Source organism: Serratia sp. NCCP-200 (genome assembly GCF_059697885.1).
In genome coordinates this window covers 374,552-388,529 of record NZ_BAAKUJ010000004.1, presented here as the reverse complement: position 1 = coordinate 388,529, position 13,978 = coordinate 374,552, and the positions used below count along the sequence as shown (strand labels likewise).

At 54.8% G+C, this 13,978-nt stretch carries 12 protein-coding genes; 6 read left to right on the top strand and 6 right to left on the bottom strand.

What is annotated here, in order from left to right:
* Window positions 1-106 precede the first annotated feature (106 nt).
* The 4 genes from AC6HVW_RS16235 to gatZ all read left to right on the top strand — a co-directional run bounded on the left by AC6HVW_RS16235 (window position 107) and on the right by gatZ (window position 4,959).
* Window positions 107-1,600 carry a sugar ABC transporter ATP-binding protein gene (locus tag AC6HVW_RS16235; protein ID WP_071681554.1) on the top strand — a complete coding sequence of 498 codons (1,494 nt, stop codon included), beginning with the start codon at window positions 107-109 and terminating at the stop codon, window positions 1,598-1,600.
* On the top strand, window positions 1,600-2,589 hold the full coding sequence (locus tag AC6HVW_RS16230; protein WP_059199005.1) for an ABC transporter permease: 990 nt from the start codon (window positions 1,600-1,602) through the stop codon (window positions 2,587-2,589). The genes AC6HVW_RS16235 and AC6HVW_RS16230 overlap by 1 nt, the downstream gene beginning before the upstream one ends.
* Window positions 2,590-2,623: 34 nt before the next feature.
* Window positions 2,624-3,583 (top strand): tagatose kinase, encoded by a 960-nt coding sequence (locus AC6HVW_RS16225; RefSeq protein WP_071681549.1) that lies wholly within the window; start codon window positions 2,624-2,626, stop codon window positions 3,581-3,583.
* An 86-nt stretch (window positions 3,584-3,669) separates the two neighbouring features.
* A complete protein-coding gene (gatZ, locus tag AC6HVW_RS16220) occupies window positions 3,670-4,959 on the top strand; it encodes a tagatose-bisphosphate aldolase subunit GatZ (RefSeq protein WP_497569549.1) in 1,290 nt (429 codons plus the stop codon).
* Between the two features lie 84 nt (window positions 4,960-5,043).
* Here the strand turns inward: gatZ and accC are convergent, their stop codons facing one another.
* From accC to acuI, 6 genes are all read right to left on the bottom strand, one after another.
* A complete protein-coding gene (gene accC / locus AC6HVW_RS16215; RefSeq protein WP_021180772.1) occupies window positions 5,044-6,393 on the bottom strand; it encodes an acetyl-CoA carboxylase biotin carboxylase subunit in 1,350 nt (449 codons plus the stop codon).
* Between the two features lie 11 nt (window positions 6,394-6,404).
* Window positions 6,405-6,869 carry an acetyl-CoA carboxylase biotin carboxyl carrier protein gene (gene accB, locus AC6HVW_RS16210; protein ID WP_024483778.1) on the bottom strand — a complete coding sequence of 155 codons (465 nt, stop codon included), beginning with the start codon at window positions 6,867-6,869 and terminating at the stop codon, window positions 6,405-6,407.
* A gap of 32 nt (window positions 6,870-6,901) precedes the next feature.
* Window positions 6,902-7,354 carry a type II 3-dehydroquinate dehydratase gene (gene aroQ, locus AC6HVW_RS16205; protein ID WP_024483777.1) on the bottom strand — a complete coding sequence of 151 codons (453 nt, stop codon included), beginning with the start codon at window positions 7,352-7,354 and terminating at the stop codon, window positions 6,902-6,904.
* A 276-nt stretch (window positions 7,355-7,630) separates the two neighbouring features.
* The gene (gene msrQ / locus AC6HVW_RS16200) at window positions 7,631-8,239 is read right to left on the bottom strand and encodes a protein-methionine-sulfoxide reductase heme-binding subunit MsrQ (protein ID WP_071681545.1); all 609 of its coding nucleotides are present in this window, start codon (window positions 8,237-8,239) and stop codon (window positions 7,631-7,633) included.
* Window positions 8,240-9,241: a protein-methionine-sulfoxide reductase catalytic subunit MsrP gene (msrP, locus tag AC6HVW_RS16195; protein WP_071681543.1), complete on the bottom strand. Its 1,002-nt coding sequence runs from the start codon at window positions 9,239-9,241 to the stop codon at window positions 8,240-8,242.
* A 135-nt stretch (window positions 9,242-9,376) separates the two neighbouring features.
* Window positions 9,377-10,357, bottom strand: a complete 981-nt coding sequence (acuI, locus tag AC6HVW_RS16190; protein ID WP_071681542.1) for an acrylyl-CoA reductase (NADPH) — start codon at window positions 10,355-10,357, stop codon at window positions 9,377-9,379.
* Between the two features lie 295 nt (window positions 10,358-10,652).
* On the opposite strand from acuI, the gene csrD reads away from it, so the two are divergent.
* Entirely contained in the window at window positions 10,653-12,584 is a 1,932-nt protein-coding gene (gene csrD, locus AC6HVW_RS16185; RefSeq protein ID WP_021807014.1) for an RNase E specificity factor CsrD, read from the top strand.
* Between the two features lie 322 nt (window positions 12,585-12,906).
* Window positions 12,907-13,950, top strand: coding sequence for a rod shape-determining protein MreB (mreB, locus tag AC6HVW_RS16180; protein WP_021180765.1), 1,044 nt, complete (start codon window positions 12,907-12,909; stop codon window positions 13,948-13,950).
* Window positions 13,951-13,978 lie beyond the last annotated feature (28 nt).

Here is a 13,978-nt window from a genome sequence, read left to right as displayed (position 1 = left end):
AGTAATAAGAAAGGCAGGGTATTACGCGGAGAAATCAACGAACTCGATCGGTCCCCTCTCCCTGTGGGAGAGGGTTAGGGTGAGGGCTATTTGGGTGGAGGAAATAATGACGGATACGGTGCTGGCGGTAACGGAAATAGCCAAAAGTTTCGGCCATGTTCATGCATTAAAAAATGTCAGCCTGAAAATACGCAAAGGTAAAGTCCATACGCTACTGGGCGAAAATGGTGCTGGTAAATCTACGCTAATGAAAATCCTGGCAGGAATTTATCCGCCGACCAAAGGGGAAATAATTCTCAAAGGGCAAAACGTCACTATTAACAACCCCCAGCATTCCAGAAAGTTGGGTATCGCGATTATTTTTCAGGAACTGAGCCTGAGCAATAATATGAGCGTAGCAGAGAATATCTACGCCAATAATGAACCAACCCGTTTTGGTTTTATTAACGATGGCCAGATGGTGAATGATTGCCAGCGCCTGCTGGCGGACTTGGCCATTCCGCTCGATCCGCAGCAAATTGTCGGCACCATGTCGATGGCCCAGCGCCAACTGGTAGAGATTGCCAAGGCGCTGAGTTACCCGGCGGATGTCGTGATCATGGATGAACCCACGTCGTCCCTGAGCGATAACGAGGCGGACATCCTGTTTGGCATTATCGACAAGCTGAAACAGCGCGGCTGCGCGGTGATTTATATCTCGCACCGCATGGATGAGATCATGCGGGTATCTGACGATATCTCGGTGCTGCGTGACGGCGAGTTCATCGCCACCCATGATAAACACCAGACCGACATTCACCGGCTGATTGCCCAGATGGTTGGCCGCGAAATGACCAATATCTACCCGCCACGCATCGGCGAACCTCCTTCAGCGGAGCAGGTGCCGGTGCTGGAAGTCAGGCAATTTTCGCAAGACAAACTGTTTCACGATATCCATTTCTCGCTGCGTGCAGGCGAAGTACTGGGCTTTTTTGGGCTGGTGGGATCGGGGCGTTCAGATGTGATGAAGGCCATTTTTGGCCTGACCGGTTACCAGGGTGAAATTCTTATCGATGAGGCAGTAGTCACTATTCGCAATCCAAAGCAGGCGATAGCGCATGGCATCGCCTTCGTGACGGAAAACCGCAAGGAGGAGGGGTTGGTGCTGATGCATGACGTAAGCATGAACACCCATCACGTGGCCTTTCAGTATGCGGGCTCCAGCCTGATCAACCATAAGCACGAAGAGGCGAAAACCCAGCAGGCGATCCGGCGGATGAACATCAAGGTCAGTTCGCCACACCAGCTGGTCAGCACCCTGAGCGGGGGCAATCAGCAAAAGATCGTGCTGTCGAAATGGTTGGAAAAGGTGCCACGGATCTTAATTCTCGACGAGCCAACGCGTGGCGTGGACGTAGGCGCCAAGTTCGAGATTTATAACGTCATACGCCAGCTTGCTGCACAGGGCACCGCCATTATCTTGATCTCTTCCGAACTGCCGGAAGTGATGGCGCTCAGCGATCGGCTGGTGGTGATGCGCGCCAAGCAGATCGCCGACGTTTTTGCCACCGATGGACTCACGCAAACCCAGGTCATGACCGCAGCAACAGGAGTGAAATAATGAGCGATAAAGTGCTGGCCGCCGAGGGCCATTCGGCGTTCAACGGGCCAGGGAAACTGGCAAAAGCCGCCAAACAGTACGGCGGCATACTGGCGGGCCTGGTGGCCTTGGTGATCCTGTTCAGCGTGATCAACGACAGTTTCCTGAGCGTGAATAATATTACCAATATTATTTTGCAGGTCTCGATCATTGCCATCACCGCCTATGGCATGACTTACGTGCTGTTGCTGGGGGATATCGATCTTTCGGTGGGGTCAACCATTGCACTGGTGGGGACCTTTGCCGCACTCGGCCTGTCGTTTGGCATCCCGTTTATTCTGGTGATCCCGCTGTCGATTATGGCCGCGCTGGTGTTGGGCCTGGTTAACGGTAGCCTGACTGCGATGGCCGGTATCCCGTCGTTTATCGTTACCGTCGCGACGATGGGCATCTTCCGAGGTATCGCCTATATCGTCACCGACGGCACGCCGATCATGATCAAAAACGAGGCGTTTCTGGCGCTGGGCAACGGCGAGTTCCTCTATATCCCGATCCCAATCTGGATCCTGTTGGTGTTGCTGATCGTCAACCACTTCATCCTGTCGAAAACCACCTTTGGCCGCAAAATTTATATCACCGGCGGCAATAAAGAGGCCGCGATCTATTCGGGGATTAACGTTTCTGCGCTGAAAATAAAGGTCTTTATGATCACCGCCGTGATGGCGGGCATCAGCGGCATGATCCTGGCTTCACGGCTGTATTCCGGCCAGCCTAACGCCGCGCTGAGCTATGAGCTGGATGCCATTGCCGCCGCCGTGTTGGGGGGCACCAGCCTGAATGGCGGCTACGGCACGGTGATCGGCACCATGATCGGCGCGCTGACCATCGGGGTCATCAACAACGGTATGAATTTAATGAACGTGCCTTATTTCTATCAAATGGTGGTGAAGGGGCTGGTGATCCTTATCGCGGTGTATGTCGACGTCAGAAACAAGAAGAAACGTGGCTAACGATCACAGGCAGATTTGTATAAGGAACGGGACAATGAGAAAAATTTATACCATCGGCGAGATCCTGGTTGAGATCATGGCCGATAAGGTTGGCCAATCTTTTACCCATCCAGGCTTATGGAATGGTCCTTTCCCCAGCGGTGCCCCGGCGATTTTTATCGACCAGGTGACCAAGCTGGGCGGGCAGTGCGGCATTATCAGCTGCGTGGGTAACGACGGCTTCGGCACGCTGAATATCGAACGCCTAAAGGCTGACGGAGTGGATACGAGAGGCATCCGTGTGTTGCCGCATGAGACTACCGGCAGCGCCTTTGTTACCTACCACTCCAACGGCGATCGCGATTTTATTTTCAATATCAAGAACGCAGCCTGTGGGAAATTATCGGCCGAGCATGTGAATGCTGAACTGCTGCAGGACTGCCAGCACTTCCACATCATGGGTTCATCGCTGTTTTCCTTCCATATGGTGGATGCGGTGAAGAAGGCGGCGGGGATCGTCAAAGCGAACGGCGGCACCCTGTCTTTCGATCCGAATATCCGCAAGGAAATGCTCAATATCCCCGAGATGCGTGATGCGCTGCATTACGTGCTGGAGCTGACCGATATCTATATGCCGAGTGAAGGCGAAGTGATGCTGCTGTCCTCCCAAACCACGCTGGATGAGGCGATTGCTCGCTACCTGAAGGACGGCATTAAAGAAGTGGTGGTGAAACGCGGCAGTAAAGGGGCGAGCCATTATTCCGCGGATGAAACCCTGCATGTCGACAGCTATGCCGTAGACGAGGTTGATCCGACCGGGGCAGGCGACTGCTTTGGCGGTGCTTACATTGCTTGCCGGTTGCAAGGGCACAGCGTTTCCCAGGCGCTGCGCTATGCCAATGCCTGCGGCGCGCTGGCGGTGACCCGGCGTGGGCCAATGGAAGGGACCTCTACCTTCGCTGAAATCGACGCTTTCTTGCAGCAGCAACGGATCGTGCCGGTCGGCGCGCTGTAAATAACATTCCAACGTCTTGAATATTCAGTTCAGGATATTGCTTTACCCTGCGACTTGAAAGGTGACGGGTAAATGAGGCCATAAGTATGAAATCTATTATCCAGCAACATAAAAGCGGCAAGCATATTGGTATCTGTTCGGTTTGCTCGGCACATCCGTTGGTGATCGAAGCCACACTGCGTTTTGACTTGGCTAGCCAGCGTAAGGTATTGATTGAAGCCACCTCCAACCAGGTGAACCAATTTGGCGGCTACACCGGAATGAAACCGGCGGATTTCCGCGAGTTTGTGTATGCCATTGCCGCCAAGGTTGGCTTCCCGCAGTCACGGTTGATATTGGGGGGCGACCACCTTGGGCCGAACTGCTGGCAGGATGAACCCGCTGAGCAGGCGATGGAGAAAGCCGAACGCCTGATTGCCGATTACGTTCAGGTCGGGTTCAGTAAAATTCATCTGGATGCTTCCATGTCCTGCGCGGACGATCCGGTTCCTCTGCCGCCAACGGTGGTGGCCGAGCGTGCGGCACGGCTATGTGCGGTGGCTGAAGCTGTGGCCACTCCTGAGCAGCGGCAGGCGCTGAGCTACGTGATAGGTACGGAAGTGCCGGTTCCAGGTGGTGAAAGCCACGCTATCGCTCAGGTGCACGTCACGCGGCCACAGGATGCCGCTGAGACCATCGAGACGCATCGGCAGGCGTTTGCTCACTTAGGTTTGGATCAGGCCATGGGAAGGGTGGTGGGGCTGGTGGTACAGCCGGGAGTCGAGTTCGACCATTCCACGGTGATCCACTACCAGCCGGAACAGGCGCGCCAGCTTTCCGCCATGATTGAGTCAACGCCGTTGGTGTTTGAGGCCCACTCTACGGATTATCAAACCCCGAAAGCGTTCCGCCAGTTGGTGCGCGATCATTTTGCGATCCTGAAAGTCGGCCCGGCGTTGACCTTTGCCCTGCGTGAGGCGATCTTCAGCCTGGCGCTGATCGAGAAGGAGCTGATCGCCGCAGAACAGCAGAGTCATGTGCTGGCAGTGATCGACTGCGTGATGCAGGATGAGCCCAAGTATTGGAAGAAGTATTACGATCCACGTCATTCGAAGGCGATGATCGATCTGCACTACAGCCTGTCCGATCGGATCCGCTATTACTGGCCTGAGGCGCGCATCAGCGCGGCCATCGACAAGCTGGTGGCAAACCTGAGCGGAGTAACCATTCCGTTGGGTATGCTGAGCCAGTATTTCCCACTGCAATTCCCACGCCTGATGGCTGGCGAGTGTGCTGGTGACCCACATAGCCTGATTATCGACAAGATCCAGGAGGTCTTGCGTGCGTATGCCTATGGGTGTAATGAGCGCCAGGAAGAGGCGCTAAACGTGCTTTGAGGCAGAGACCCCAGCCCCAATAAAAAAACACCGCAGAAGTTCTCATGCGGTGTTTTTTATTAGCCCGATATCGTTAACCGATAATCAGGTTTCCTGCAGACCCAGCTTCTTCTCCAGATAGTGGATGTTGGTGCCACCATGCTGGAAGTTTTCGTCGGTCATGATCTTCTGCTGCAGTTCAACGTTGGTTTTGATGCCATCGATGATCAGCTCAGCCAGGGCGTTCTTCATGCGGGCAATTGCCACGTCACGGTTTTCACCGTAGGTGATCAGCTTGCCAATCATGGAGTCATAGTACGGCGGCACGGTATAGCCAGCGTAGATATGAGATTCCCAACGCACGCCGAAGCCACCAGGAGCGTGGAAGCGGGTGATCTTGCCTGGGCTTGGCAGGAAGGTGTTCGGGTCTTCGGCGTTGATACGGCATTCCACCGCATGGCCTTGTACCTTCACTTCGTCCTGTTTGATCGACAGCGGTTGACCAGCAGCGATACGCAGCTGTTCTTTGATCAGATCCACGCCGGTGATCATTTCGGTAACCGGGTGTTCCACCTGGATACGGGTGTTCATTTCAATGAAATAGAACTCGCCGTTCTCATACAGGAACTCAAAGGTACCCGCACCGCGGTAGCCGATTTCTACACAGGCTTTTGAACAGCGTTCGCCGATGTAGCGGCGCAGCTCTGGGGTGATCCCCGGTGCTGGTGCCTCTTCGACCACTTTCTGGTGGCGGCGCTGCATGGAGCAGTCACGCTCAGCCAGATAGATGGCGTTGCCCTGGCCGTCTGCCAACACCTGAATTTCGATGTGGCGTGGGTTTTCCAGGTACTTCTCCATATACACCATGTCATTGTTGAAAGCCGCTTTGGCTTCCGCTTTGGTCATGGAGATGGATTGTTCGAGATCTTTGTCGCCGCGTACAACGCGCATGCCGCGACCGCCGCCGCCGCCGGAAGCCTTGATGATCACCGGATAACCGATGCGCTTGGCGAAGGCACGGTTTTTGTCCATGTCATCGGTCAGCGGGCCGTCGGAGCCTGGTACGCAAGGTACGCCGGCTTTTTTCATCGCGCTGATGGCAGAAACCTTGTCACCCATCAGGCGAATGGTTTCGGCGCGTGGGCCGATGAAGATAAAGCCAGAGCGCTCTACCTGCTCGGCAAAGTCGGCGTTCTCGGACAAGAAGCCATAGCCCGGGTGGATCGCCACGGCGCCGGTAATTTCGGCGGCGGAGATGATGGCCGGGATGTTCAGATAGCTTTTAACTGACGGTGCAGGGCCGATACAAACGGTCTCATCCGCCAGCAGAACGTGTTTCAGATCGCGGTCGGCACTTGAGTGAACGGCAACAGTTTTGATCCCCAGTTCTTTACAAGCGCGCAGGATACGTAGCGCGATCTCGCCACGGTTGGCGATAACAATTTTATCTAGCATGGTGCGCCTCGTTATTCGATGACGACCAGTGGCTCGTCAAATTCAACCGGTTGGCCGTTTTCTACCAGGATCGCTTTAACCACACCGGATTTGTCCGCTTCAATCTGGTTCATCATTTTCATGGCTTCAACGATGCACAGAGTATCACCGGCGTTCACTTTCTGGCCCACTTCCACGAAGGCTTTCGCGTCCGGGCTTGGAGTGCGGTAGAAGGTCCCTACCATTGGTGAACGAACGATATGGCCACTCATGGCCGCTGGTGCTGCTGGGGTTTCTGCGGCAGCAGGGGCAACGGCGTTGGCCAGAGCAGGTTGCTGCTGCTGGGCTGGCATTGCGTACTGTTGCATCATTGGGTAAGCCTGCACCGGTGCGGCACGGCTGATGCGAACCGACTCTTCGCCTTCAGAGATTTCCAGTTCAGAAATGCCTGATTCTTCAACCAGTTCGATCAGTTTCTTGATTTTACGAATATCCATGAGTGTGATTCCGTACTCTTTTTGTGTAGCAATTAGTGGGTTTTTGACAAACGGCGAACCGCTGCCTGTAAAGCAAATGTGTAGCCATCCGCGCCGAGGCCACAGATCACGCCTACCGCGATATCAGACAGGTAGGAGTGATGACGGAAAGGCTCACGAGCGTACACGTTGGACAGGTGGATCTCGATAAACGGGATCTGTACTGCCAACAGTGCATCGCGCAACGCCACGCTGGTGTGCGTGAACGCGGCAGCGTTAATCAGGATAAAATCCGTATTGCCGCGTGCCTGATGAATGCGATCGATGAGCGCATGCTCGGCGTTGGACTGCAGATGACTCAGGGTGATATCTAGCGCGAGCGCCTGGTTTTCCAATCCGTTAACAATCTCTGCCAGCGTAGCGCTGCCGTACTTTTCCGGCTCACGCGTCCCCAGCAGATTGAGATTGGGGCCGTTCAGAAGCAAAATGTGAAACTTATCCGCCATTGTGCTGGTATCTCCGGCAATAAAACCATCATCGTAGAAAATAACCCGATGTCACCGATTTGTCACCTGTTACGCGCAGATTTTGCTGCAGCGACAGGTTCAAGGTCGGGCATTATAACGATATCGTGGCAATTCGCAGCTAAATACTGGTCTTATCAGCGAAGATATTCAACCCTAAATCAGCAAACACCAAGTGCTGCTATTGGATTATGAGGGGTAGAACACAGAAAAGTTCCGCGCCCCGTCAGGGGATTTTTACCGTCAATCTTGCCGGTTTTAGCGCGCTTTACGCCACCACGAGCGGAATTTCTTGTAACGCAGAGCTAACAACAGCAGCGCCAGCGATGCATAAATAAAAGGCTGCGGTGACAACGTTTTTACCGACCAAAGGTAGTGGATCGGTGCCAGGATCGCCACCAGATAGACGAAGTTGTGCAGCTTCTGCCAGTTGGCCCCCAATTTACGCTGCGCCCATAGCGTTGAGGTGGCCGCCAGAGCCAGCAAAATCAACCAGCAGAGGATACCTAGCGTCAGATAGGGGCGGGTTACCAACTCGCCCCCCAGCAGGCCAATGTTGCTCAGCCCCAGTTCCAGCGTCGAGTAGCTTACCAGATGCAGGGTTCCCCAGGCAAAACACCACAAGCCCAGCAGACGTCGGCAACGGATCAGCAGCGGCTGGCGCGCGTAGCGGGCCAATGGAGTGACGAGCAGGGTGGCCAGCAGCAATTTCAACGTCATCCTGCCGGTAAAATGCTGGATATCCTTGGCCGGATCGGCGCTGAACCAGCCCTGATCGACGGACAACACCAGCCACAGAAAGGGCAGGAATGCCGCCAGGTAGATGGCAACTTTTAGCCAGGTGACCTGCTTGGGGGTTAAGCGCACTCAGAAGTTCTCCCGTAAATCGAGGCCGCGATAGAGCGAAGCCACCTGCTCGGCATAGCCGTTGAACAGCAGCGTCGGTTGACGTTTCACATCCAGAATGCCGCCGGAACCGATAAAGCGTTCGGTGGCCTGCGACCAGCGTGGATGATCGACATGGGGATTCACGTTGGCGTAAAAACCATATTCGTTGGGCGCAGACAGATTCCAGGTGGTTGGCGGTTGTTCGCGGGTCAGGGTGATCTGCACGATAGACTTGATGCCTTTGAAGCCGTACTTCCATGGGGTGATCAGGCGCACCGGAGCACCGTTTTGCGGTGGCAGCATCTTGCCATACACGCCCACGGTCAACAGAGCCAGTGGATGCATGGCTTCATCAAGGCGCAAACCTTCGACATAGGGATACTTGAGGCCACCGCCGATAAAGCGATCTTTCTGGCCGGGCATCTGCTCTGGATCGTACAGCGTTTGGAAAGCGACGTAACGCGCATTGCTGTTGGGCTCGGCCAGCTTAAGCAGTTTGCCCAGTTCAAAGCCGATCCACGGCACCACCATCGACCAGGCTTCGACGCAGCGCATGCGATAAATGCGTTGCTCCAGCGGGAAACGCTTGAGTAAATCGTCGATATCCAGCGTGATGGGCTTGCCGACTTCACCGTCGATTTTCACCTTCCAGTCCGTCGTTTTCAGGGAGCCTGCGTTGGCCGCGGGATCGGCTTTATCCAGGCCAAATTCGTAGAAATTATTGTACCCCATGACTTTTTCTTCCGGTGTCAGCTCCAGCTTGGCTTGCCAGGCTTCGGGCTTGCTGAAGTCCAGCGGTTTGCCTGCTGGAGCCGGGGGCCGATCGTTTCCTTTGAACCAGGAAAGCAAGTCGGCCTGTGCCTGGATGGGCAAAGCCAGCGAGGCTGCCGTGATCCCTAGCGCCTGGAGCACCTTGCGCCGCTGATAGAACACGCTTTCCGGCGTGACATCGGCTTCGGTCAGTTTTCGCTGTTGTTTCATTTTTTATCTCCGCAAGTGATGGTGTAAGCATGGCGTGAAAGCCAACTTTCTGCGAGAGGGTGGATGTAAAGAGAGGTAAACGAGAGGTAATTTCTTGTGGGGAAAAAGCGGGCGCCGGATGCGGCGCCCCACAGATTATGAACGAATTTTTACCAGGGTGCGGCCAGTGATCTGATTGTTCATCAGCGCGGCAGCAGCGGCAGGCACGTCTTCCAGCTGAATTTCCTGCGTGGCTTGTTCATAGAAGCTTTCTGGCAGAATCCCGGCCAGACGTTCCCAGGCGGTTTGGCGACGATGCAGCGGCGTCAGCACCGAATCAACGCCTTGCAGACGCACGTTACGCAAGATAAACGGCATCACGGTAGTCGGCAACTGGTAGCCTCCCGCCAGGCCGCAGGCGGCAACGGTGCCGTTGTAATTCATCTGCGCCAGCACGCGAGCCAGCAATTTGTCGCCGACGGTGTCGATGGCGCCTGCCCAAAGCTGTTTCTCCAGCGGGCGCGGTGTTTCAATATACTCGCTACGGGGCAGCACGGTTTTGGCACCGAGGGATTTCAGATAGTCGGTATTGCTGTCGCGCCCGCTGATGGCGGTGACGCTATAGCCCAGTGCGGACAGTAGGGCGACCGCCGTGCTCCCCACGCCGCCGCTGGCTCCGGTGACCAGAACGTCGCCGTCCTCCGGTTTCACTCCGCCTTCTTCCAGTGCCATCACGCACAGCATGGCGGTAAAACCGGCGGTGCCGAGGATCATCGCTTTGCGTTCACACAGCCCTTTTGGCAGTGGTACCAGCCATTCGCCGCTAACGCGGGCCTGTTCGCCCAACCCGCCCCAGTGATTTTCGCCAACGCCCCAGCCGGTGAGTACTACGCTCTGGCCTGGTTTAAAACGCGGATCTTTGCTGCTGTGTACCAGGCCTGCAAAATCGATACCAGGCACCATTGGGAAGTGACGAATGATTTTCCCCGTGCCGGTGATCGCCAGGGCATCTTTATAGTTGAGACTGGACCAGTTGACGTCGACCGTCACATCCCCTTCTGGCAACTGCTCACTATCAATATTCTTGACTTGTGCCAGGGTTTTTTCGCCATCTTGTTCCAATAATAATACGCGCATGCATCGCTCCCCGCTTTTTCATATATTATATGAATGTATGGTTCAGTATTGTCTGACTATATGCATAATAAAAAAGCCTGTCCTGATAAAGGACAAAAAAAGAGTGTTTAATGGTTTTCTTCGTCGGTCAGGCTTGATAGCTTTGTATGAGCTAACCTGATGCTTGGCAAAGAAATTGAAGTCGCTTCATGATTTTTAATATCAGGGTATTGCGTTGTTTTCAATCGAGCAGGAACGGGGCCTTGGAACTTCAAAAGGTGGCTCTTCATTTTATCATCGCGCAGAAGGCACAGGGATGAGATTTACAACCAAACTCTCTGCTCTAATCACCCTGCTCGTCGCATTGGCTATGTTTTTGATGCTGATGGGGTGTTCATACAGTTTCTTTTACGTGACCCAGGAGCGCCTAGAGCGTCGTTTTGAAGCCCTGGCCACCTCCATCGATCAGGCAATGCTGCTGCAACCTTTGCAGGCTCAGGATAACTGGCTGCCCCTGGTGATGCGGCCGCTAGGCATCGTGGCGATTAATGTCGATACCGAAACCAGCAACCTTTTCTCCTACAGCCTACCGACCATCAAAGCCCCCTGGGCATCGCTGGCTGGCTACCGCCAAACCTCGTTGACCATGATGCATCACCCCGGCACCCGGGTAAGTGTCACCTACCTCGATCCGTTCGCCAGCGACGTGCGTTCATTGCAGTCCACGGCGGCGGTCACGCTGTCGATCGTCATCATGGTGGTGATACTGCTGTTCAGTTTACGCTGGCTGCGTGAACAGGCGGTAGGTGAAGATCGCCTGGAACGCCGGGCGCGGCGCATTCTCAACGGCGAACGTGAACAGGTGCTGAAGGGAGACGTTCGCGAATGGCCCGCCAGCGTCAGCGGTGCGTTGGATCGGCTGCTGGCCGATCTGGCCGAAGCGCGTGAGGAGCGCAGCCGGGTAGATACCCTGATCCGTGCTTTTGCCGCTCAGGATGCGAAAACCGGCCTCAATAACCGGCTGTTCTTTGATAACCAGCTCACCACTCAGTTGGAAGATGTCGGGTCACACGGCATCGTCATGATGGTGCGCCTGCCAGATTTCGATACCCTGCGTGAAATTCACGGCAATGCCGCGGTGCAGGAGCTGATGTATTCGTTGGTCAACCTGCTGTCCACCTTTGTCATGCGTTACCCTGCCGCCTTGCTGGCCCGTTATTTCCACAGTGATTTTACCGTTCTGCTGCCACACCGCACGCTGAAGGAAGCGGACGGCATCGCGGCGCAACTGGTCAACGCGATCGACTCCTTGCCCTCAACGGCGCTGATTGACCGTGAGGCTTTCCTGCATATCGGTATTGTGGCCTATCGCAGCGGGCAGACCCCGGAAGAGATCATCGATTACGCCGAACAGGCAACCCGTCATGCCGTACTGCAAGGCGAAAACGGCTGGTACGTCTATGACAGTAATGTGCCGGAGAAAGGGCGCGGCAGCGTTAAATGGCGCACTCTGCTGGAACAGGTGCTGGCGCGCGGTGGCCCTCGTTTATATCAAAAACCGGCGGTGACGGTGGAAGGCGATGTGCATCACCGCGAAATCATGAGCCGGATTTATGATGGCGCACAGGAACTGTTGCCCGCCGAATATATGCCGCTGGTCAATCAGCTGGGCTTGGCGGAAAGCTATGACCGCCAGCAGATGAATCGGATTATTCCTTTATTGGCGCTGTGGCCGGAAGAGACGCTGGCGTTTCCACTATGCGTTGATTCATTATTGCAGCGCAGTTTCCAACGTTGGCTGCGCGATACCCTGTTACAGTGTGAAAAAAGTCACCGCAGGCGAATTCTGATTGAACTTGCAGAGGCAGATGTGTGTCAACATATCGACCGTTTGCGTCCGGTGCTGCGATTACTGACCGGATTGGGCTGTCGTCTGGCAGTTTCTCAGGCCGGGTTGACGGTGGTGAGTACCTCTTATATCAAGTCGTTACCGGTGGAGATCGTCAAGCTTCACCCAGGGTTGGTACGGAGTATTGACCGGCGGGATGAGAACCAGCTGTTCGTTCAGAGCTTGACCGGTGCCTGCGAAGGTACTCAAGCGAAGGTTTTTGCTGCCAGCGTGCGTACGCGCAATGAATGGCAGACGCTGAAAGAGCGCGGGATCCTTGGTGGGCAGGGGGACTTTTTCGCTTCGCCAGAGCCGATCGATATAGCTCGCAAAAAATATTCGCGTCGATATCGTGTTTAACCTGATGACCGGGCAAAAATTAACGTAGAATGGCCCGTCTTTTCCTGTGGGCGTCAGTAGGTGCTTACCACCGGTGACAATCAGGAAAAATGTTAGATTTTATGAGCTGTGTTACTGCCGTTTGGTACGTTGATTTGGTGGCTAGCTGAGCCTTTGTTGAGGGATATCAGGCCCCATTCGCTTTCCGTGCATTCGGTCACAAATAACGCAGACTAATTTTCACCGAAGTAGGACGTTTTTGCGCCTTGTCGCTGCTTCGTGTGGTTGGTAAAGTAGGCGGATTTTATTTTCCGCCCCCAGCTTGCAGGATTATCCTTTCGTTATGTTTAAGAAATTTCGTGGCATGTTTTCTAATGACTTGTCCATCGACTTGGGTACCGCCAATACCCTGATTTATGTTAAAGGACAAGGCATTGTACTGAATGAACCGTCGGTGGTTGCCATTCGTCAGGATCGTGCCGGCTCACCCAAGAGCGTTGCGGCCGTAGGTCATGACGCCAAGCAAATGCTGGGGCGTACGCCTGGCAATATCGCGGCTATTCGCCCAATGAAAGACGGCGTGATCGCCGACTTCTTTGTCACCGAAAAAATGCTGCAGCATTTCATCAAGCAGGTTCACAGCAACAGCTTTATGCGCCCTAGCCCGCGCGTACTGGTTTGCGTACCTGTTGGTGCCACCCAGGTTGAACGCCGTGCGATCCGTGAGTCCGCTCAGGGTGCAGGCGCGCGTGAAGTCTTCCTGATTGAAGAGCCTATGGCTGCGGCGATCGGTGCCGGTCTGCCAGTATCGGAAGCCACTGGCTCCATGGTGGTTGATATCGGTGGTGGTACTACTGAAGTGGCGGTGATCTCGCTTAACGGCGTGGTGTACTCCTCTTCCGTGCGTATCGGCGGTGACCGCTTTGACGAAGCCATCATTAATTATGTGCGCCGTAACTACGGTTCACTGATCGGTGAAGCTACCGCAGAACGTATCAAGCACGGTATCGGCTCGGCTTATCCGGATGACGAAGTGCGTGAAATTGAAGTGCGTGGCCGTAACCTGGCAGAAGGTGTGCCGCGTGGCTTCACCATGAACTCCAATGAAATTCTCGAAGCTTTGCAGGAACCTCTGACCGGTATCGTCAGCGCGGTCATGGTTGCGCTGGAACAGTGCCCGCCGGAACTGGCTTCCGATATCTCCGAACGCGGTATGGTGCTGACCGGTGGTGGCGCATTGCTGCGTAACCTGGATCGCCTGCTGATGGAAGAGACCGGTATCCCGGTAGTGGTGGCTGAAGATCCTCTCACCTGTGTGGCTCGCGGTGGTGGCAAGGCGTTGGAAATGATCGACATGCATGGCGGCGATTTGTTCAGCGAAGAATAGTGAGCAGCCCCAGAATGGAGGGATCGTA

What these genes read in the sequence shown, in the direction of transcription:
- mreB (WP_021180765.1), top strand. Translation starts at nt 12,907, where the DNA reads ATGTTTAAGAAATTTCGTGGCATGTTTTCTAATGACTTGTCCATCGAC.
- acuI (WP_071681542.1), bottom strand. Translation starts at nt 10,357, where the DNA reads ATGCGCGTATTATTATTGGAACAAGATGGCGAAAAAACCCTGGCACAA.
- accC (WP_021180772.1), bottom strand. Translation starts at nt 6,393, where the DNA reads ATGCTAGATAAAATTGTTATCGCCAACCGTGGCGAGATCGCGCTACGT.
- gatZ (WP_497569549.1), top strand. Translation starts at nt 3,670, where the DNA reads ATGAAATCTATTATCCAGCAACATAAAAGCGGCAAGCATATTGGTATC.
- aroQ (WP_024483777.1), bottom strand. Translation starts at nt 7,354, where the DNA reads ATGGCGGATAAGTTTCACATTTTGCTTCTGAACGGCCCCAATCTCAAT.
- AC6HVW_RS16230 (WP_059199005.1), top strand. Translation starts at nt 1,600, where the DNA reads ATGAGCGATAAAGTGCTGGCCGCCGAGGGCCATTCGGCGTTCAACGGG.
- AC6HVW_RS16225 (WP_071681549.1), top strand. Translation starts at nt 2,624, where the DNA reads ATGAGAAAAATTTATACCATCGGCGAGATCCTGGTTGAGATCATGGCC.
- accB (WP_024483778.1), bottom strand. Translation starts at nt 6,869, where the DNA reads ATGGATATTCGTAAAATCAAGAAACTGATCGAACTGGTTGAAGAATCA.
- AC6HVW_RS16235 (WP_071681554.1), top strand. Translation starts at nt 107, where the DNA reads ATGACGGATACGGTGCTGGCGGTAACGGAAATAGCCAAAAGTTTCGGC.
- csrD (WP_021807014.1), top strand. Translation starts at nt 10,653, where the DNA reads ATGAGATTTACAACCAAACTCTCTGCTCTAATCACCCTGCTCGTCGCA.
- msrP (WP_071681543.1), bottom strand. Translation starts at nt 9,241, where the DNA reads ATGAAACAACAGCGAAAACTGACCGAAGCCGATGTCACGCCGGAAAGC.